The organism is Pseudenhygromyxa sp. WMMC2535, assembly GCF_011083025.2.
In genome coordinates, this window is record NZ_JABJWV010000001.1 from 9,189,952 (window position 1) to 9,208,947 (window position 18,996).

Genomic DNA, 18,996 nt, shown 5'->3' on the forward strand with positions numbered 1-18,996 from the left:
CCGACCCCTCACGGAGACCAATTCATGGACCAAACAGCCCTCTCGACCATCGGGGCCCTCGCCCCTCCACTCGCAGACATCACCTTGCCCACAGTCATCGGAGCCGCGGCCACGCTCGGCGTCGCCCTGCTGGTCGCCCTGATGCTGATCAAGAACTTCCTGCACATCTGCCAGCCCAACGAGGTCCTGATCTTCACGGGCCGCAAGCGGATCAAGGACGGGGTCGACCTCGGGCCGATGGTCGTCATGCCCCACGGGGTCGTCGGCCAGCCCGCCGAGTTCGCCGGTGGCGGCCGCGGCCGCAAGTGGCGGATCCCGATCATCGAGCGCGTCGACTCGATGGACATGCGCAACCTGTCGATCGACATCGTGGTCGACAACGCCTACTCGGCCGGCAACATCCCGCTGCGCATCCACGCCATCGCCAACGTCAAGATCCACTCCGACCCGGCCAAGATCCGCAACGCCATCGAGCGCTTCTTGGGTCGTGAGCGCCGCGAGATCTACGTCGTCGCCCAGCAGACCCTCGAGGGCGCGGTGCGTGAGGTCGTGGCCGACATGACGCCCGAGCAGGTCAACGAAGATCGCCTGACCTTCGCCGAGAAGCTGATCGAGAGCGCCGTCCGAGACTTCGACAAGCTCGGCCTCGAGCTCGACACCCTCAAGATCCAAAACGTCTCGGACTCGACAAACTACCTCGACTCGCTGGGTCGACCGCAGATCGCCAAGGTCCTGCGCGACGCCGAGAACGCCGAGAACCAGGCGATGCAGGAGATCACCCAGGCTCAGGCCCTCGCCAAGCGCCGCTCCGAGGTCGCCAAGGCCCAGGCCGAGACGGCGATCCTCCAGAAGCGCAACAAGCTCACGGAGGTCAAGGCCTCCCTCGACGGCGAGGCCCAGTCCGTGGAGCGCGAGGCCGTGGCCGCGGCCAACACCGCCCGCGCCCAGGCCGAGCAGGAGCTGCAAAAGATCCGCGCCGTGCTCGAGCAGCGCCGGCTGCAAGCCGACGTGATCATCCCGGCCGAGGCGCGCCGCCAGGCCGAGTCGATCCGCGCCAAGGGTGAGGCCGCGCCCGTGGCCGAGAACGGCCGCGCGCTCATCGAGGTCCTCGAGGCCACTACGGCCGCCTGGAACGCGATGGGCGACAACGCCCGGGAGATCTATGTCATCCAGCACCTCGAAGAGATCATCGGCACGGTGATCGACAACATGGACGAGATCGACATCGGCGAGGTCAGCGTGCTCGACCGCGGCGACGGCTCGGCCCTCGCGGCCTACGCCGCCGCCTACCCGCAGACCGTGGCCGCCGTGCTCCGGGCCCTGCGCGAGACCGTGGGCATCGACATCCCGGCGGTGCTCGCCGAGAGCGACAGCCCGCTCGGGGGCGGCTCGCCCCGCGGCGGAGGCAGCGGAGGCAGCGGAGGCGGCGGCGGCGGGCGCATCGGCGCCCCCGCGACCAAGCCCGCGATCGGCGCTTCCAGCCTCGGCGGCCTCAAGCCGCCAAACCTCGGCGCTAGCGCCGGAAAGGAGCTCTCGTGATGTCCAGCTTGTTTGCAGTCATCCAGACCGAGGCCTTCGGCGCCATCGCGGCGATCCTCGTCATCGCCTTCATCTCGATCGTCGCCGTCATCAAGCGCGTGCTCTACGTCTGCCAGCCCAGCGAGGTGTTGGTGTTCTCCGGGCGCAGCCGCGTCGCCGGGGGCGAGCGCGTCGCCGGCTACCGGATCATCCGCGGCGGCCGAGGGGTCCGCATCCCGCTGTTCGAGACCGTCGACCGCATGGACCTGACCAACATGATCATCGAGGTCCGGGTCCAAAACGCCTACTCCAAGGGCGGCATCCCGCTCTCGGTCCAGGGCGTGGCCAACATCAAGATCCCCGGCGCGGAGCCCCTGCTCAACAACTGCCTCGAGCGCTTCTTGGGCAAGTCCCGCGAGGAGATCATGAAGATCGCCCGCGAGACCCTCGAGGGTAACCTCCGCGGCGTGCTCGCGGGCCTGACCCCCGAGCAGGTCAACAAGGACAAGGAGGAGTTCGCGTCCAAGCTCGCCGAGGAGGCCGAGCAAGACCTCAGCAAGCTGGGTCTGGTCATGGACACCCTCAAGATCCAAAACGTGTCCGACGACGTCGGCTACCTCGACGCCATCGGTCGCCAGATCAGCGCGCAGATCCGTCGCAGCGCCCAGATCGCCGAGGCCGAGGCGCGGGCCGAGGCCGCCGAGCAGAAGTGGCGCAACACCATGGCTGGTGAGCTGGCCAAGATCGACGCCGACATCGAGATCGCCAGCAAGGAGAACGATCGTCGGGTCGCCGACGCCCGCACCCGCCGCGACGCGATGATCGCCCAGCAGCTCGCCCACGTGCAGGCTGCCGTCGCCCAGGCCAAGGCCGAGGTCGACACCCAGGACGCCCGCATCCAGCAGGTCCGCCTCCAGCTCGAGGCCGACGTCATCCAGCCGGCCGAGGCCGCGCGCCGCGAGGCCGAGGAGAACGCCAAGGGTGACGCCGCGCAGATCGTCGAGCAGGGCCGGGCCACGGCCAAGGTGCTCACGGACATCGCGGATCGCTACAACACCTCGGGCCGGGCCGGCCGCGACATCCTGCTGATGCAGAAGCTCGTGCCCCTGCTCGGCAAGATGGCGGGGAGCATGGGCGAGCTCAAGGTCGACCGGCTCACGGTGCTCGGCAAGACCGACGGCGCCGCCTCCGACGGGGGCGACCTCGCCGGCAAGCTCGTCAACTACGGCGAGCAGATCAAGGCCGCGACCGGGGTCGACGTGCCCGCGCTGCTGCGCAACAAGCTCGGCTGACGCCCGCGCTTCGGCTTCGGCCAGGCATCGGGAGCTCGAGAACATCGGGGGCGCCTCTGGGCGCCCCTTTTTCGTGGTTCAGGCCCCGATCTCGACGGGGCGCGCCGCGAGGGCGTCGAGGGCCCAGCGATCCTGGGCGTGGGCGGCCAACAAGATCGCCGCCCCTGCGGCGCGGCGCTCGGCCAACCAGGCGACGAGGCGCTCGCGGCTGGCGAGATCGACCCCCGCGAACGGCTCGTCGAGGACGTAGAGCGCGGCGTCGCCCGGGGCGAGGCAGGCGAAGGCCAGGCGCCGACGCATGCCCACGCTGTAGGTGGTGGCCAGCAGCTCGAGGGACGGCCCGAGATCGGCGAGCGCCGCGGCGGCCTCGACGGCCCCGGGGTCCTCGAACACCTCGGCGTGGAAGCCGAGCAGCTCGCGCCCGGTCACCCCGGCGGGGACGTCGATCTCCTGGGGGAGGTAGCGCAGCCCTCGACGCGCGGCGATGGGCTCGCCGCGCAGGTCGTGGCCGGCGACGCTGACCTCGCCGGCGTCGGGGATCACCGTGCCGCAGATGCAGCCGATCAGCGTGGACTTGCCGGCCCCGTTGGGCCCCAGCAAGGCCACGACCTCGCCCGCCGCGAGCTCGAGATCGAGCCCGTCGAGGACGACCTTGTCCACGTAGCGCTTGCTCAGCCCGCGGACTCGCAGTGGAGCGGTCACGGGGGGAGCACAGCGCAAGCCGGCTCACGACGCAAGCCGGGGCCAGTCATGAAAAAATCCCGCCCGAGGGTGACACGAGGGATGGCCACCCACGGGCAGGATCAGTTGCGACTGAAAGCGGCGCGTCTCTCCGCTTCAGCCTTCGGACTCGCGGCCCCCGGGGAAGGTTTCATCGCCCTTCATCGCCAGGCCCAAGCCGGCGATCATCCCCCAGCCGGCGATCATCCCCAGGCCGCCCAGGGGCGTGACCGCCCCGAGGATGCGCGGCGCGCCCAGAGCCATGGTGTAGAGCGTGCCCGAGAAGATCACCACGCCCACGAAGAGCGCCAGGGCGGCCCCGCGACGCAGGCGAGTCCACGGCCCCCGGGCCCAGGCGAGGGTCAGCAGGGCCAGGGCGTGGAGGACCTGGTAGCGCGCTGCCGTCTGCCACCACTCGAGCTGCTGCGCGCCGAGGCGCCCCTCGAGGCCGTGGGCGCCAAAGGCCCCCGCGGCGACGGCGAGCATGCCCAGCAGGCCGGCACAGATCATCGTGTACTTCGCGTTCATGGCTGATCCTCTGGGGAGCCCGCGGCGTCGTCGGTCTGCGCCCGGGCGAGCTCGCGCTCGAGCCAGCCGCGCATGGGGAGCAGGCGGCCACCTTCGAGCTCGACTTGGTAGACGAGGTTGGACTTGAAGCTGCGGCTGGCGATGTCGTTGAGCCAGGGATCGAGCGCGACGATGTCGTAGCCGAGCCAGTCCCACTTCTTGCGCAGCATCGACGCGAATTGCTCGGCCGTGTACATGGTCGCGTCTTCTTCGGGGTCCTCGGCGGGGACCCAAAAGCGCCGGCCGCTGGTGCGGATCAAGGTCAGCGCGCGCTCGATCTCCGGGTCGGCCCGCGGCCGCTCACCGGGGCCCGCGCTCGGCGAGGCGGCGGCGTCAGCTCCCTGCGTGGCAGCGCTGGCGCCGGCCGAGCCCTCGGGCGGCGGCGGGAGCTCGCGCATCGGCTCGAGCCGCCGCTCGGCCTGCTCTGGCTCGTCCTCGCACGCGACCAGGCTCAGGCCACCCGCGCTCGCCAGCGCGAGGGCGAGGCGCGCTGTCTGCCAGGTGCACGGGCCGCGCCCGCGCTCGCGTCGGGGGGAGCGGCGCACGGCCGAACGTTACCAGCTCAGCCGGGCACGCCGAAGCTGGGCTGTGTGCGTGGCTCCAGACGCGGGCCGCTCGGCGCGGCGCCTGCGGGGCCCGTGGTCGCCGCGCCTTCGGGCGAGGGCTCGGGCTCGGTCGGCGCGCCGCCGGGGACGAAGGCGGGGTCGTAGACCTGCGCAGGCTCGAGCGTGTCGAGCGTATCGAAGGTCTCGAGCTCCGCGCGCCTGGCCTCGGCGGCCTCGGCCTTGGCCTTCTCGGCCTCGCGGTCCGGCGGCCCGATCGGCCGATCCTGCGTGAACTCGCTGTCGCGGCTCGAGTCGCGCACGTGGACCACCGCGGCGCGCTGGAGATCCCCGGGCAGGTAGCCCGTCCACCCTCGCGGCAGCGTCGGCCCGACCCAGTCGAACACCCAGCGCGCGTCGTAGGGCGCCAAGTTGACGCAGCCGTGGCTCTTGGGCACGCCGAAGCGGTCGTGCCAGTAGGCCCCGTGCAGGGCGTTGTGGCCCTGGAAGAGCAGCACCCAGGGCACGCCCTGGACCATGTAGGGCTTGTTCTCGTAGGACTGGTTGGCCATGGTCATCGACGCGACCTTGGCCCAGATCGGGTAGTTGCCCCGGGGCGTGGGGTGGCTGCGACCCGAGGAGATCATCGTGGCGAACACGGCCCGGCCGCCGCGGTAGGCCACGAGCACCTGCTCGCCGAGGTCGACGTCGATCCACTGGTCGCTGCCCGTGTGCTCGGCCCGCCACTCACCGAGGACCTCGCGCGGCGCGGCCTGGGCGATGTGGACCTCGTTGAGCACCTCGCCGTCGATCCACAGGCCCTCGCCGACGCGCCAGAACACGTGGCCACCGGGGGCGTCGCGGCGCTCGAGCAGGGGCACCCGCGTGCGCAGCGGGAGTTCGAGCACGACCTTGGCCTTGGGATCCGCGTCGGCGCGCACGCGCGTGCCCTTGCGCCCGGCCGTCCACGCGAAGCTCGGGCCGCTGTAGTCCCCCGAGATCTCGACCCCGCCCCACTCGCTGCCCTGGCCGCCGTAGCGGATGCCCTGCTTGGGGACCAGCGCGCCCTCGGGGGTCTGAACCCACTCGTAGCCGTCGTACTCGAGGCTGCGCGCGACGACCAGGCTCATGCCCTTGGTCAGCGGGCGCGTGGGCACGCCGGCGTCGACGTCGGCGTAGCCGGCGTACATCGGCACGCCGTCGGCCCGCACGTAGGCGTAGGTGTGGGGCACGCGATCTCCCTTGCCCAGGGGCAGGGCGGCCCCGGGCGCCGGCGCTTTGTCAGTCGGCCGGGCCTGCTCGGAGCACACGAAGCCAAAGGGGTAGACCGCGTACCACGGCTCGCCGTGGCAGCCCTGGTCGTCGCGGCTGTCGACAACCCCGCGGACGACCAGGCGGGTGCCGTCGGAGATCGTCGCCAGGCGGCGGTAGGGCACCCAGGGGCGGCCGCGGACCACGGTCTCGGACCAGGTCGCCTCGATGTAGGCGGTCTCCGTCTCGCGCAGCTCGATCTCGTCCTCGGTCGGTCCCGGCTCGAGGCCGGTGAGGGCGCGCAAGGTGTGGGCGAGGATCAGGGCGTTGACGCTCATGGTGCTGGTGGGGCGCTTGGGGCCACTCGGCGGCCCACGCTATCATTGGCGCACGGCCGGGGAAAAACATACGACCGAGTCGCGCTCGCCATTCCGCGCCGGCGTCTTCGTGCGCGCGCTGGCCGTCGCCCTGCTGCTGACCGCGATCGTCGCGCCGTGGACGAACATCCTCCAGGACAACGCGGACGGCGCCGGCATGCTCGCCCACCTCCAGGGCCTCTTCGTCACCCGCGATCTCCTCTACGACGACGAGTACGCCGCCCTCGGCGTCTCGCCCCTGTTCGCCTTCGTGAGCTCGGCGGGGCGCGTCTCCAACCACTGGCCGATGGCCGCGAGTTTCCTGCAGGCCCCCGGCTGGCTGCTCGGGCGCTGGGCCGGCGAGCTGCTCGGGCTCTCGGCGCGCGCGACCACCTGGACGCTGCCCCTGCTCGCCCTGCGCGGCTGGGCGCTGCTCGTGCTCACCTGGACGCTGGCCCGGATCCACCGCTGGCTGCACGCCCACGGCTGCCGGCCGGGGCTGCGGGCGCTCACCATCGCCGGCCTCGGCCTCGGCACCCCCCTGCTCTACTACGCCGCCGAGGCCCCGATGCGCCCGCACCTGTGGGGCGCCGCGGTCGTGGCCGTCTTCGTCATGCGCTGGTTCGACGCCTGCGAGCGCGCCAGCCGGGATCCCGAGCGCGCCAGCGCCAACTGGATCGAGCCCGCTCTGCTCGCCCTGCTCGCCGGCCTCGCCGGGGCGATCCGCATGCAGCTGCTCCCCCTGTGCCTGCTCGTCGCCCACGAGCGCTGGCTGGCCACCGCCGAGCTCCCCCTGGGCCGGCGGCTGAAGACCCTCGCGCTCCACGGCCTGCTCGGCGCGGGGCTCTGGGCCCTGTGGCCGCTGCTGATCTGGCGGGTGCAGGTGTGGATGTACGGCGACCCCAGCACCGCGATCAGCCACGCTCCCCAGACCCTGCACCTGCGCGCCTTCTTGCTGTCCACCCACCACGGCGCCCTGGTCTGGTGCCCGATCATCGTGCTCGGCCTGCTCGGCCTGGCCATCGGCGCGGCCTCCCGGGCGCGCGGGGCCCTGCTCTTGCTCGGCCTCTTCGCCCTGCAGATCTGGCTCGACGCCGGCACCCGGGAGCTCGAGCCCTACGCGGTCCTGGGGACGCGGACGTGGACCGCCGGCACGGCCTTCGGCCCGCGCAAGCTCGTCGACGCCCTCCCCCTGCTGCTCCCGGGGGTCATCTGGATCGCGCGCTGGCTCGACGGGCTCGAGGCCGAGGAGGCCCGGCGCTGGCGACGGCGCCTGGCGATCAGCGCCAGCTTGGCCCTCGTCCCGACCACCCTGCTGCTGATCGCCGCCTGGCTCGATCCCCACACCACCTCCGCGGTCCTCGACGCGGAGCGCCTGGTCATCGCCATGGGCCTGGCCTTCGATCCCTCGGCGTGGACGATCGCCTGGGCTCAGCGGGCGCTCCCCCTGCGGATCGGCCTGGTCATGGGCGCGGGCGCGATCTTGCCCCTGGCCGCGCTCGGCTGCGCCGCCTGGGCCATCTCCCCCGGACCGAGCACGCCCCCCGCCCCGAGCCCGAGCCGCCGCGACCGCCTGGCCGTGGGCCTCGGTCTGGCGCTGACCCTGGCCGCCCACGCCTGGATGAGCCATTTGATTGCTCGCAGCGAGGCCGCCCTCGCGGCCGAACCCAGGCGCATGGCCAACGCCGCCGCCCGCATGAACCCCTGGCACGAGGCCATGGTCGCCGAGGTCCCCCGCCACCACGCCCTGCTCCGCGAGCGCCTCGGCGACGACGCCGTCGACTGATCCCTGCGTTCGGCTTCTTTTGTCCTCCGGGGGCGCCCTTCGGTGTACAAAAAAGCAGCTGAGGATCTCGACATGCGTACCTTGGGCCTGACCTCCACCTTGATCATCCTCTCTTTGTGCACCGCCTGCGGCGGCAAGCAAAACAGCGACGACGACTCGACGAGCGAGGACGACGTCGGGACCGAGACCGAGACCGACTCCGCCGAAGCGTCGACGAGCGAAGATGGAGAGAGCGGCGAGACCGAGGAGAGCAGCGAGTCCAACGGCTTCTTGCCCGACGTCCCCGAGGGCGTCACCGCCTGCGATCCCTTCGCCCAGGACTGCCCCGAGGGCGAGAAGTGCGTGGCCTATGCGAGCACCGGCGGGACCTGGGACGCCAACAAGTGCGCCCCGGTCAACGGCGACGGCACCCTCGGCGACGAGTGCGTCTACGACGGCGCCGACTTTGGCACCGACGACTGCGACGAGAGCACGGTGTGCTGGAACGCGATCAACATCGACGGCACGCTGACGGGCACCTGCTACCCCTTTTGCTCCGGCTCCGCCGAGGATCCGCAGTGCGACGACGACCTGATCTGCCGCATCGTCAACGACGGCACCATCACCGTCTGCCTCCCGCCTTGTGACCCGCTGCTGCAAGACTGCGGCGAGGGCCTGGGCTGCTACTGGAGCGGCGGCAGCGGCACCTTCCAGTGCATCATCGTCGCCGGCGACGGCATCCCGACCGGCGACGCCTGCGCCTACAACAACGACTGCGCCCCGGGCAACTTCTGCACCGACGCCTCGGTGCTCGAGGACTGCGAGGACTCGGGCTGCTGCGCCAACTTCTGCGACCTGACCGAGGACCCGAGCAGCTGCGACGAGCCCTACGACTGCGTGGCCTTCTTCGAAGAGGGCACGGCCCCGCCGCTCTACGTGGACCTCGGGCTGTGCATCCTCTCGCTGTGAGCGAGCTAGCTAGCCAGCAAACAAATACGCCCCCGCTCGGCTCGGCCGGCGGGGGCGCTGTCGCGCTCGAGCGCGCGCCCTACTGCGGCTCCACGCAGAAGCTCTTGGGCCCGACCCACTCGATCATGTTCGACCAGAACACCTCGACCTCGGGGATCGCCTGCCACTCCGAGTCGAAGCTGATCCACTCGTCGGCGAACACGATCACCGTACCGTCGCCGAGGGTCGTCGTGGTCCCGAGTGAGACGTTGGGCTCACCGCTGGGGCGGACGAAGACCTCGCCGCTGCCGCTGACTGGCCAGCCGCCGTAGATCTGCACCGCCGAGGTCCCCTCGGTGATCTCGTGCTCGAGCCACTCCTCCGTGGGGCTGAGGTAGATCGGCGCCACGTAGGACAGGCCGGACGCCGCCGCGAGGGAGTTTTGCCGGTCGCGGTCGGCCTGGACGTTGTCGTAGCCGGCCATGGTGATCATCCCCTGGCCGTCCTCGATCCACTGCTGGAGGAGCGCCTGCTCGTCGGCCGAGTAGATGTGGGTCAGGTGATCGACGATCAGGATGTCGTAGTTGGCGAGCTCGGCCGCGGTCAGCTGGTGGACGGCCGAGGTCCCGAAGCGCTCGGCCACGGTCCCCTTGTCCTCGAGCCAGGCCTCGAAGTTCGAGGCCGCGTTCGCGCCCTGGTTGCCGATGATCCCGATCTTGTAGCAGTCGCAAAAGCCGTCCTGGCCGATGTCGACGTTGTCGATGGTCCCGTCGCAGTCCTCGTCGAGGCCGTCACAGGCGATCTCCTCATCGAGGCAGCCCTCGGTCTCCGAGCTCTCGCCCTCGGTCTCCGAGCTCTCGCCCTCCGACTCCGAGCTCTCGCCCTCCGACTCCGAGCTCTCGCCCTCCGACTCCGAGCTCTCGCCCTCCGACTCCGAGCTCTCGCCCTCCGACTCCGAGCTCTCGCCCTCCGAGCTCTCGCCGCTCGTGCTCTCGCTCTCCGAGCCCTCGCCGCTCGTGCTCTCGCCGCTGCCAGACTCGCCCTCCATGTCTCCGGAGGAGCCTGTCTCGGTCTCGGTCTCGGCCTCCGTGCCACCGATATCATCGTCCTCGGAGCCACTGCTGTCTCCGCAGGCGAGCGAGAACACTGTCAGCAAAGGGAGTAAGGCGCGTTTCGAAGCGTACATTCGGCGAGTGTACTCGGACTCGCTGGGGGCCGCTCTTCCCACTCGAGGTCGGAGTACCCGCTGAAACATCCGACACCCGACAGCCAGCGCAACATCGCGCTCGGGTGGACGCTCCGGTGGTGAAAGCACGGGCAAAGCTGGTAGATTGAGCCGACGTGGCGGCCCTCCTGACGCTCTTGCTGTGTGGCGTGGGTCTTCAGCCACCCGCCCTTCCCCCCGAGCCCTCTGGGGAGACACCCGACGCCAGCGAGCAGGTCGACGGATCGGCGCCGGCGTCCTCGGATGCGAGCGCCGAGCGAGGCGAGAGCGCGCCCCGAGCGACGCCCGACTCGGCGCCGGCCGACGACTCCCCCACCGACGCGCGCCCCCCTCTGCCCGAGGGGATCGAGGTCGTCCCCTTCCCCCTCGACTCGACCCCGGACGCCCGCGCGCAGACAGGCGCGACCAACGACGCGAGCGCGAACCAACGCGAGGCCTTCCCGCCCCCGGTCCAGCGCCCTCGCACGCAGCGCCGCTCCGTCGTCGACCTCCGCGATCCCTTTCATCGCCCGCCGACCCGCCCGCTCCCGCGTCCGAGTCGCGCCGCCACCGAGCGACTGATGATGCCCGAGCTCAAGGACCCCTTCGCGCCCGGTGTCCGGCGAGTGCGCTCGCAGACCTTGAGCCTGCCCGACGAGCTCCGCGACCCCTTCCGCGATCGTCCGACCTCGCGCCCGGCTTGCACGCGCACCACCGACAATGGCGTGACCGTTCAAATACCAGCGGGCGCCAAGGGCTGCGAACGGGCGCGCACGGACTTGCGCGATCCTTTTGTTCGCAGCAAGCGCTGAGCCCTCGCGCCGCGCACGGAGCCGCCACGCGGCCACGCCCTCACGCGGGCGCCCAAAAGCGCCACGCGCTCGCGACAATCCGTTATCCTGCGCGCCATGGTTTCGTCTAGTTGTCGCGCTCGCTCGAACGTTCACAGCCTCGTCTACTTGCTCCTCCCCGGGCTCACCCTCGGCCTCGCTCCCGCCTGCGGCGGCGAGCAGGCAAACGCAGACGAGAGCGGTGAAAGCGAGGAGTCCGGCGGCTCAGACGAGGACTACGTCGAGGCCGAGTTCTCGGTCCGCGAGAGCGTCAACCAGCTGCACATCACCCACGCCCTGCCCGGCGTCGAGCTGCGCGTGGTCGACGAGACCGGGGCCGAGGTCGCCCGCGAGTTCACCGACGAGCTCGGCTCGCTGGTCTTCCGCGAGCTCCCGGCCGGCCAGGGCTACGCCGTCGAGGAGGTCACGGGCTCGCCCCGCCAGGCGATCCGCGAGCTCTCGGTCTGGGACGCGAGCGAGAGCTTGCCCGACCCCTCTTTCTACAGCGGCCAGACCCTCCAGCCCGGCTTCAACTACATCACGACCCGCGACGGGACCACGCTCTCGGCCTACGTGACCTTGCCCGGGCCGATCGAGGACGGGCCCTACCCCACGATCGTCAACTACTCGGGCTACCAGCCCAGCAAGCCGGGCACCAAGCTCAGCGAGCAGTACGACATCGGCGGCCTCGACCTCGACTCGCTGTGCGGGATCTTCCCGGTCGTCTGCGACGCCCCCAATCACCCCGCGGGGCTGATCGCCGGCTTCCTGGGCTACGCCACCGTCGGCGTCAACATGCGCGGCACGGGCTGCTCGGGCGGCGCCTACGACTTCTTCGAGCCGCTCCAGGTCCTCGATGGCTACGACGTGATCGAGACCGTCGCCGCCCAGGACTGGGTGTTCGACAACAAGGTCGCGATGGCGGGGCTGAGCTACCCGGGCCTGAGCCAGCTGTGGGTCGCCCAGAGCCAGCCCCCGAGCCTCGCGGCCATCGCCCCGCTCTCGGTCTTCGCCCACACCGCCGACTCGGTGCTCCGCCCCGGCGGGATCACCAACGAGGGCTTCGCCATCAACTGGGCCGAGAACGTCCTCGACGGCGCCCAACCCTGGGGCCAGGGTTGGGAGGACGACCGCATCGCCGAGGGCGACGCGATCTGCGAGGAGAACCAGCTGCTCCACGCGCAGTACGTCGACGTGATCGCCAAGATCGCGGCCCACCCCTACTACGAGGCCGAGATCTACGACCCGCTGATCCCCCTGAAGTTCGTCGGCAACATCGACGTGCCCGTGTTCATCACCGGCGCGTGGCAAGACGAGCAGACCGGCGGCCACTTCCCCGCGCTCTTCGACGCCCTCGACAACGCCCCGCTGGTCAAGATGACCATGTTCAACGGCGTCCACGCCGACGGCTACGTGCCCGAGCACCTGGTCCACTGGGGCGCCTTCCTCGACTTCTACATCCGCGAGGAAATCCCGATGATCTCGCCGGAGCTGCGCGCCGTGGGCCCCTCGCTCTTCAACGCCCTCGTCGGCGACAACGTCGCCTTCCCCGACGACCCCTACACGATGTACGGCTCCTACGACGAGGCCTTCGCCGCCTTCGAGGCCGAGGATCCGATCAAGGTCCTGTTCGAGATGGGCGACTCGGCCGAGTACGAGACCGGCGTGCCTCAGAGCAGCTACGGCCTGAGCTTCGACCAGTGGCCGCCGGCCGAGATCGAGCCCGAGCGCTGGTATCTCCAGCCCGAGGGCGGCTTCGCCCCCAGCCTCCCGCCCACCGGCGGCGGCGGCTCGAGCTTCCACATCGACCCCGACGACGCCACGACCAAGACCTTGAGCGGTGACATCGACCAGCCGCTCCCGCCCTTCAACTGGGCCCTCGACGAGGAGGACACCGCCGCGGTCTTCGTCAGCGAGGCGCTCGCCGAGGACGTGATGATGATCGGCCCGGCCAGCGCCGACCTGTGGATCCGCGCCAGCGTCGGCGAGGCGGACCTCGAGGTCAACGTCATCGAGGTCCGCCCCGACGGCCAGGAGATGTACGTGCAAAGCGGGTGGCTGCGGGCCAGCGAGCGCGCCCTCGATGCCAGCGCGAGCACCGAGCTCTTCCCGGTCCCCAGCCACCTCGAGAGCGAGCTCGCGGCCGTGCCCACCGACAGCTACGTCGAGGCCCGGATCGCGATCTTCCCCTTCGCCCACACCTTCCGGGCCGGCTCGCGGATCAAGTTCTCCGTCGACACCCCCGGATCCAGCCGGCCCGAGTGGACCTTCGTGCTCGCCGACAACCAGACCGCGGAGACCCGCATCGACGTCGCCCACGACATCGACACGCCCAGCTCGGTGCTCCTGCCCGTGCTCCCCGGCCAGAGCGCCCCCACGCCGCTCCCGCCCTGCCCCTCGCTGCGCGGCCAGCCCTGCCGCGAGCACCTCGACTTCACCAACACCCCTGCGCAGTAGGCCCAAGGGGGCGCGCGCAGAGCCATCCTCGATGCGGGTGGCGCAGCCCCCTCCAAAACGAGAAGAGCGGTCGACCCGAGCTGGGCGACCGCTCTTTTCTTTTCTTTTCTTGGACTGGTCTTTTCTTGGACTGGGCTCGGCTCGGTTGGGCTCAGTCGACGTCGAGCTCGAAGCGGTTGCCGCACAGGTCGGTGACCTCGATGCGCAGCTGCTCGCCCGCCCCGACCTCGAAGCCCGCGGCCTCGAGCCCGACGAAGTCCACGCTCAGCAGCCAGCTCGCGTCGCTGCTGTCGAAGTCCTCGGGGTCGAGATCCACGCCCACGCCCTCGAACTCGAACTCGGGCTCGTCGGGGTCGTCGAGGTTGTTGACCTCGAGGAAGGACAAGCTGAGCTCGTCGACCAGCTCCTCGTCGGCGTCGAGGATCTGCAAGGACACGACCTCGACGTCGAGCTGCTGGTGAAGGTCCGTGGGCGAGCCCATCTCGCCGGGCTCGCGCTCGACCTCGACCAGCACGCGCAGGCCGTCTTCGATGTCGACCACGCTGGCGCTGTGCCGGGTCTCGTTGAGGTGCGGGAGGTAGGCGTAGGGGTTGCGCGCGTAGGCGCTGGTCGCCTGGGACTCGCGGACCTCGAAGTGCAGGTGCTCGTAGTTCGCCCCGCTGTCCCCGATGATCCCGATCGTGTCGTGCTGCTCGACCCGCGGGCGGCTGGTGATCGCCTCGCCGCTGGTCTTGAAGGTCGCCCGCGGGCGCCCGCGGTTGCTGGCGTTGGTGTCGCCGCCGTCGAGGTAGAAGTACTCGCTGAGGTCGGCCTCGACCGCCTGGCCGTCGATGCGCACCGGGAAGGCGTCGAGCTCGAGCTCGTCGAGGTGCATGTAGAGGGTGTAGAGGGTCTCGTCGCTGGACCCGCCGAGGTCCGCAGGCTGGTGCTCGATCACCACCAAGTTGCCCGAGGAGTAGGAGAAGTTGGAGATCGCCCCCGTGCTCGCGCTGGGCTGGTTGCCAATCGCCACGATCGTCCCCGCCGCCGCCGCGTGGACCGGATCGTTGAAGCCGTCGTCGTCGGCCGCGCCGGGTAGATCGATGCCCCGGTGCCAGTCGTAGGCGCCGCCGAGCAGGCGCGGCCCATAGGCGTCGTGGACGATGGTCTGCATGCTGTCGGAGTTCGTCGTCGGCCAGATCAGCGGGAAGCTCGCGCAGGCCTCGACGCCCTCGGGTGTCGCGCCGGGCTCCGGCAGCGGCTCGCCCGTGGACGGAGCCCCGCCCTCGTCGGACTCGGAGGGTGGATCTCCGGTCTGTGGCTGCGAGGACGGCCCAGAGCCCTCCTCGCCATCGGCTCCACCTTCGCCGCCGTCGCCAGCCCCGCCCTCGTCGCCCATGTCACCATCTGCAATGCCCTCCCCGCCGAGGCCATCGACGAGGTCGACGTCGGCGCAGCCAAATGCGAACACCACAGAAAACGACCAAATCAAATAATGGCTAGACTTCACGACGGCTCCTCTCCAAACGCGCTGTGGCTATTTGCCCTGGGGTCCATTTCGCCCCAATTCGGGCTTTGTTCGCGCGCTGCACACAAATCAGGTGGCTCACCCGAGGTGATGTGGCTCGCATTTTTTTATCACATTGAGCTCGCCTGCAACTATTTGTCTTTTCTGTTGGTGATCCAACGGACAGTGCACCGCGAAGCACGCAATTGCGTGAATCGCGAGCGTCACCGCGCGCCCCGACACCCCGCGCAAGCGGCTCGGAGCATGGTCAGCTCACGCACAGGACGGGCCGCACGCCCACCCAGCCCTTGTCCGCGCCATCGCGGGGATCCTACCGTCGACCGCGAATATGTCCGTCCAGCTCGACAGCTACCTCGAGGGCACCTGGCAGACCGGCGAAGGGGATCCGGTCGCGCTGGTCAACCCGACCACCGACGCCACCGTCGCCACCATCCGCCCGATCCGCCGCTCCCTGGCCCAGTCCGTCACCTGGGCGCGCAGCGTCGGCGGAGAGACCTTGCGTGCCATGAGCTTCGCCGAGCGCGGGAAGCTGCTCTCCGCCATGGCCAAGACGATCCACGGCGCCCGCGAAGAACTGATCGACGTTGCGATCCAAAACGGCGGCAACACCCGCGGCGACGCGAAATTCGACATCGACGGCGCGACCGCGGTGCTCGCCCACTACGCCTACCTGGCCAAGGAGCTCGGCGAGCACCCGTGGATCGTCGCCGACCAGCCGGTCGAGGTGTTCCGCGGCTCCAAGATCCGCGCCGAGCACGTGCTCGTGCCCCGCCACGGCCTGGCGGTGCACATCAACGCCTTCAACTTCCCGGCCTGGGGCATGATGGGCAAGGCCGCGGTCTCGATCCTCGCTGGCATGCCAGTCCTGTCCAAGCCCGCGACGAGCACGGCCTGGCTGGCCCACCGCATGTTCCAGCTCCTCGTCGAGGCCGAGCTCGTGCCCAAGGGCGCGTTCTCCTTGCTGATGGGCTCCGCCGGCGACCTCCTCGATCACGTCGGGGCGCAGGACGTCATCGCGTTCACCGGCTCCCAGGGCGTGGGCGTGAAGATCAAGACCCACCCGGCGGTCATCGCCAAGGGCGCGCGCGTCAACCTCGAGGCCGACAGCCTCAACGCCGTGGTCATCGGCCCCGACGTCGAGGAGGGCAGCGAGCTCTTCGATCTGGTCATCCGCGATCTCAGCGTCGAGCTCACGCAAAAGGCCGGACAAAAGTGCACCGCGACCCGGCGCGTGCTCGTGCCCGCGGCCAGCCTCGAGGCGGTCCGCGGCGCGCTCTTCGATCGCCTCGATCGCATCCAGATCGGCGACCCCGCCGACCAGGCCAACCGCATGGGCCCGCTGACCAGCAAGTCCCAGCTCGAGGACGCCCGCGCCGGCGTGGCGACCCTGGCCGCCGACGCCGAGATCGTCCGCGGGGATCCCCAGCGCAGCGAGGGCTTCGCCGGCGTCGAGGCTGGCCAGGGCTGCTTCCTCGAGCCCATCGTCCTCCAGGCCAGCGCGGCCGCGGCCCGCAACCCCGCGGCCGCCTTCCACCGCCACGAGGTCTTTGGTCCGGTCTGCACCTTGCTGCCCTACGACGGCGCGATCGACCAGGCCGCCGAGATCATCGGCCTCGGCCAGGGCAGCCTGGTCAGCACGGTCTACAGCGACGATCGCGAGTGGCTCGCCAAAGCCATCGCCGAGCTCGGCCCGCACCTCGGGCGCCTCGTCCTCGCCAACGAGAAGTTCGCTGGCGCCTCGCTCTCGCCGGGCTGCGTGTTCCCGGTCGCCAACCACGGCGGCCCGGGCCGCGCCGGCGGCGGTGAGGAGCTCGGTGGACTCCACGGCCTGAGCCTGTACATGCAGCGCGTGGCCATCCAGGGCGGCGCCAGCCAGCTCGCCCGCCTGCTCGGCAAGTAGGCGAGCTCCCGCCTGGGGCCGCGGGCGCGGTGTTGGCATACTCTGTCGACCATGGCCAAGCCGCGCCTGCACCCCGATCCCGCCGCGCTGCTCTCCGAGGTCGACGAGCGCCTGCGCGTCGCCCTGCCCGAGCCGGTCTGCGAGCTCGACCACGACGACGCCTGGCAGCTGCTGATCGTCACGATCCTCAGCGCCCAGGCCCGCGACGCGGTGATCAACGAGATTCGCCCGGCGCTCTTCGAGCGCTGGCCGACGCCCGCCGAGCTCGCGGCCGCGTCCCAAGAAGATGTCGAGGTCGTGGTCCGGCGCAGCGGCTACTACCGCAACAAGGCCAAGGCGATCCGCGAGTGCGCCAAGGCGATCGTCGAGCGCCACGGCGGCGAGGTCCCCAGCACCCACGAGGCCCTCGTCGACCTGCCCGGGGCCTCACACAAGACCGCGAACCTCGTGCTCGGCATCGCCTTTGGCGTGGCCAGCGGGATCGTCGTCGACACCCACGTCGCCCGGGTCAGCGAGCGCCTCGGCGCGGTGCCCTCGGGCAAGAAGCCGCCGGCGATCGAGAAGCTGCTGTGCGCCGCGCTGCCCAGCGAGCGGTGGATCGGCGCGAGCCACGAGCTGATCCTCCACGGCCGCCACGTGTGCACGGCCAAGCAGCCCGACTGCGGCGCGTGTGCGATCAACGAGCTGTGCCCCTCGCGGGCCTGCGCCGCCGTCGGCGACTGGGAGACCCGGGCCCAGCGCGAGGGGGCGCTCTTCGCCGTGCGCGGGGATCGAAGCGCGGCAGGCTGGGACTCGCAGGCGCCCCGCGCCGCGCCCTCGCCCTCGCCCGCCAAGCCCAAGCAACCGGCCGTCAGCCCCGGCACCAGCGAGGACGAAGAGGACGATTTTTGAGGCGCCTGGGCAGCGAGGGCGCGAGGGCGATCCATGGTCTGGGTCCGTGGCGCTCGCGGATCGCCGCGGCCGCGCCGAGGCTGCTCGGCGCTGGCCTCGTCGCGCTGGCCTGGCTCACCACGGCCACGGCCACGGCCGCGCCCCCCGAGCTCCCGCCCGAACCCGGCGAGCGCTCTCCCGACCCTGGCTCGAACCCCAGCGCGCCCGACCCCGAGACGGTCGAGCTCGGCCAGGCCGTCCAGGTCGAGCCCGGCGCGACCTGCCTGAGCCACGCGGCCCTGCTCGAGGATCTGCTCAGCTGGCGCGACGACCCCAACGTCGACGCCCGCGTCACCCTGGTCGTGACCGGCGACGCCCGAGATCCCCGGGCCCTGGACTTTCGCCTCGAGGTCCTCGGCGAGCTCGCCGTCGAGCGTCGCTTCGAACGCGCCCCGCGTGACTGCGCCGACCTCCACGCCGTGGTCGCGCTCGCGGCCGCCATCGCCCTCGACGACACCCTCGCCGGCGAGCTCGGCATCGTCACGGCGGCCACGCCGAGCCCACAGCCGCCGGCGCGGCCCGGGCCCAGCGTGCAGATCGGACCCCAAGAGGGCGACCTGCCCAGCTTCGAGGACCCCGAGCCGGGCGCGCCCTCGCGGCGACGGCCGGTCTATGGCGTCAGCGCGGGCGCGGGCATGTTCGCGGGCTTCAGCCCGCGCCTCGGCGCGGGCGGCCAACTCACCTTCGACCTTCGCCCCCGCGACCACTTCGACATCGGCGTGGGCGCGCTGGTCACCCACCAGTCCGGCTTCGCCCTCGACGAGAGCGAGGTCGCGACCACGGTCGCCGCCGGCCGCGTCGACCTGTGCTGGGGCACGGCCCCCATGGTCATCCGCCTGCGAGCCTGCGCCGCCTTCGCAGCTGGCGCGACCCTCGCAAGCTCCAGCGGCAACACCACCAACTTCCGCCGCACGATCCCCTGGCTGGCCGCCCTCGCCGGCGTCGACGTCGTCACCCACCTCGTGGGCCCGCTCTTCCTCGATCTGCGGGTCGAGGGCGTCTTCCCCCTCCAGAAGACCCACATCGAGGTCACCAATCAGTACGGCCAGTCCATCTCCAGCCTGCGCTTTCCCCCGGTCGGGCTGCTGGTCGCCGTGGGGCCGCGGCTCGAATTCTGAGCTCACTTTCCCCCTCCCCCTCCCTCGCTCACGGCGCGAGATACGCGCAGATGATAGAGTCGTGAAGGGATCGGGGCGACCGATCCATGGA

The 18,996-nt window shown here is 70.9% G+C and carries 15 protein-coding genes; 9 read left to right on the forward strand and 6 right to left on the reverse strand.

The window, feature by feature from the left end; all coding sequences use genetic code 11:
- Positions 1-24 precede the first annotated feature (24 nt).
- Together G6O69_RS35465 and G6O69_RS35470 are read left to right on the forward strand one after the other, a co-directional pair.
- On the forward strand, positions 25-1,539 hold the full coding sequence (locus tag G6O69_RS35465) for a flotillin family protein (RefSeq protein ID WP_172307895.1): 1,515 nt from the start codon (positions 25-27) through the stop codon (positions 1,537-1,539).
- Positions 1,539-2,810 carry a flotillin family protein gene (locus G6O69_RS35470; protein ID WP_172307896.1) on the forward strand — a complete coding sequence of 424 codons (1,272 nt, stop codon included), beginning with the start codon at positions 1,539-1,541 and terminating at the stop codon, positions 2,808-2,810. Before G6O69_RS35465 ends, G6O69_RS35470 begins: the two co-directional genes overlap by 1 nt.
- 78 nt (positions 2,811-2,888) lie before the next feature.
- On the opposite strand, the gene G6O69_RS35475 is transcribed toward G6O69_RS35470, so the two are convergent.
- From G6O69_RS35475 to G6O69_RS35490, 4 genes are all read right to left on the reverse strand, one after another.
- Positions 2,889-3,512 carry an ABC transporter ATP-binding protein gene (locus tag G6O69_RS35475; protein WP_172307897.1) on the reverse strand — a complete coding sequence of 208 codons (624 nt, stop codon included), beginning with the start codon at positions 3,510-3,512 and terminating at the stop codon, positions 2,889-2,891.
- Positions 3,513-3,647: 135 nt separating this feature from the next.
- Positions 3,648-4,058 (reverse strand): DUF423 domain-containing protein, encoded by a 411-nt coding sequence (locus G6O69_RS35480; RefSeq protein WP_217909978.1) that lies wholly within the window; start codon positions 4,056-4,058, stop codon positions 3,648-3,650.
- The gene (locus G6O69_RS35485) at positions 4,055-4,642 is read right to left on the reverse strand and encodes a DUF5329 family protein (RefSeq protein WP_172307898.1); all 588 of its coding nucleotides are present in this window, start codon (positions 4,640-4,642) and stop codon (positions 4,055-4,057) included. The genes G6O69_RS35480 and G6O69_RS35485 overlap by 4 nt, the downstream gene beginning before the upstream one ends.
- Positions 4,643-4,659: 17 nt before the next feature.
- Positions 4,660-6,228 (reverse strand): L,D-transpeptidase, encoded by a 1,569-nt coding sequence (locus tag G6O69_RS35490; protein ID WP_172307899.1) that lies wholly within the window; start codon positions 6,226-6,228, stop codon positions 4,660-4,662.
- Positions 6,229-6,337: 109 nt separating this feature from the next.
- Here G6O69_RS35490 and G6O69_RS35495 point away from each other — a divergent pair, with 109 nt between their 5' ends.
- Together G6O69_RS35495 and G6O69_RS35500 are read left to right on the forward strand one after the other, a co-directional pair.
- Positions 6,338-8,032 carry a hypothetical protein gene (locus G6O69_RS35495; RefSeq protein ID WP_172307900.1) on the forward strand — a complete coding sequence of 565 codons (1,695 nt, stop codon included), beginning with the start codon at positions 6,338-6,340 and terminating at the stop codon, positions 8,030-8,032.
- 72 nt (positions 8,033-8,104) lie between these two features.
- Positions 8,105-8,980 (forward strand): ribulose phosphate epimerase, encoded by an 876-nt coding sequence (locus tag G6O69_RS35500; protein ID WP_255215965.1) that lies wholly within the window; start codon positions 8,105-8,107, stop codon positions 8,978-8,980.
- A 79-nt stretch (positions 8,981-9,059) separates the two neighbouring features.
- Here the strand turns inward: G6O69_RS35500 and G6O69_RS35505 are convergent, their stop codons facing one another.
- Positions 9,060-10,145: a hypothetical protein gene (locus G6O69_RS35505; protein ID WP_176397274.1), complete on the reverse strand. Its 1,086-nt coding sequence runs from the start codon at positions 10,143-10,145 to the stop codon at positions 9,060-9,062.
- A gap of 155 nt (positions 10,146-10,300) precedes the next feature.
- Between G6O69_RS35505 and G6O69_RS35510 the strand changes: the two genes are divergently transcribed.
- Positions 10,301-10,975 (forward strand): hypothetical protein, encoded by a 675-nt coding sequence (locus G6O69_RS35510; RefSeq protein WP_172307902.1) that lies wholly within the window; start codon positions 10,301-10,303, stop codon positions 10,973-10,975.
- Between the two features lie 96 nt (positions 10,976-11,071).
- Complete coding sequence (locus G6O69_RS35515; protein WP_172307903.1) at positions 11,072-13,450, forward strand: CocE/NonD family hydrolase; 2,379 nt, start codon at positions 11,072-11,074, stop codon at positions 13,448-13,450.
- A gap of 151 nt (positions 13,451-13,601) precedes the next feature.
- Here G6O69_RS35515 and G6O69_RS35520 read toward each other — a convergent pair whose 3' ends face one another.
- On the reverse strand, positions 13,602-14,939 hold the full coding sequence (locus tag G6O69_RS35520; RefSeq protein ID WP_172307904.1) for a M23 family metallopeptidase: 1,338 nt from the start codon (positions 14,937-14,939) through the stop codon (positions 13,602-13,604).
- 346 nt (positions 14,940-15,285) lie between these two features.
- On the opposite strand from G6O69_RS35520, the gene G6O69_RS35525 reads away from it, so the two are divergent.
- Genes G6O69_RS35525 through G6O69_RS35535 form a run of 3 tightly spaced genes read left to right on the forward strand, consistent with a single transcriptional unit; the run spans position 15,286 to position 18,905 of the window.
- The gene (locus tag G6O69_RS35525) at positions 15,286-16,857 is read left to right on the forward strand and encodes a 3,4-dehydroadipyl-CoA semialdehyde dehydrogenase (RefSeq protein WP_172307905.1); all 1,572 of its coding nucleotides are present in this window, start codon (positions 15,286-15,288) and stop codon (positions 16,855-16,857) included.
- Between the two features lie 51 nt (positions 16,858-16,908).
- Positions 16,909-17,748 (forward strand): endonuclease III, encoded by an 840-nt coding sequence (gene nth / locus G6O69_RS35530; protein ID WP_172307906.1) that lies wholly within the window; start codon positions 16,909-16,911, stop codon positions 17,746-17,748.
- Complete coding sequence (locus tag G6O69_RS35535; RefSeq protein ID WP_172307907.1) at positions 17,745-18,905, forward strand: hypothetical protein; 1,161 nt, start codon at positions 17,745-17,747, stop codon at positions 18,903-18,905. Before nth ends, G6O69_RS35535 begins: the two co-directional genes overlap by 4 nt.
- Positions 18,906-18,996 lie beyond the last annotated feature (91 nt).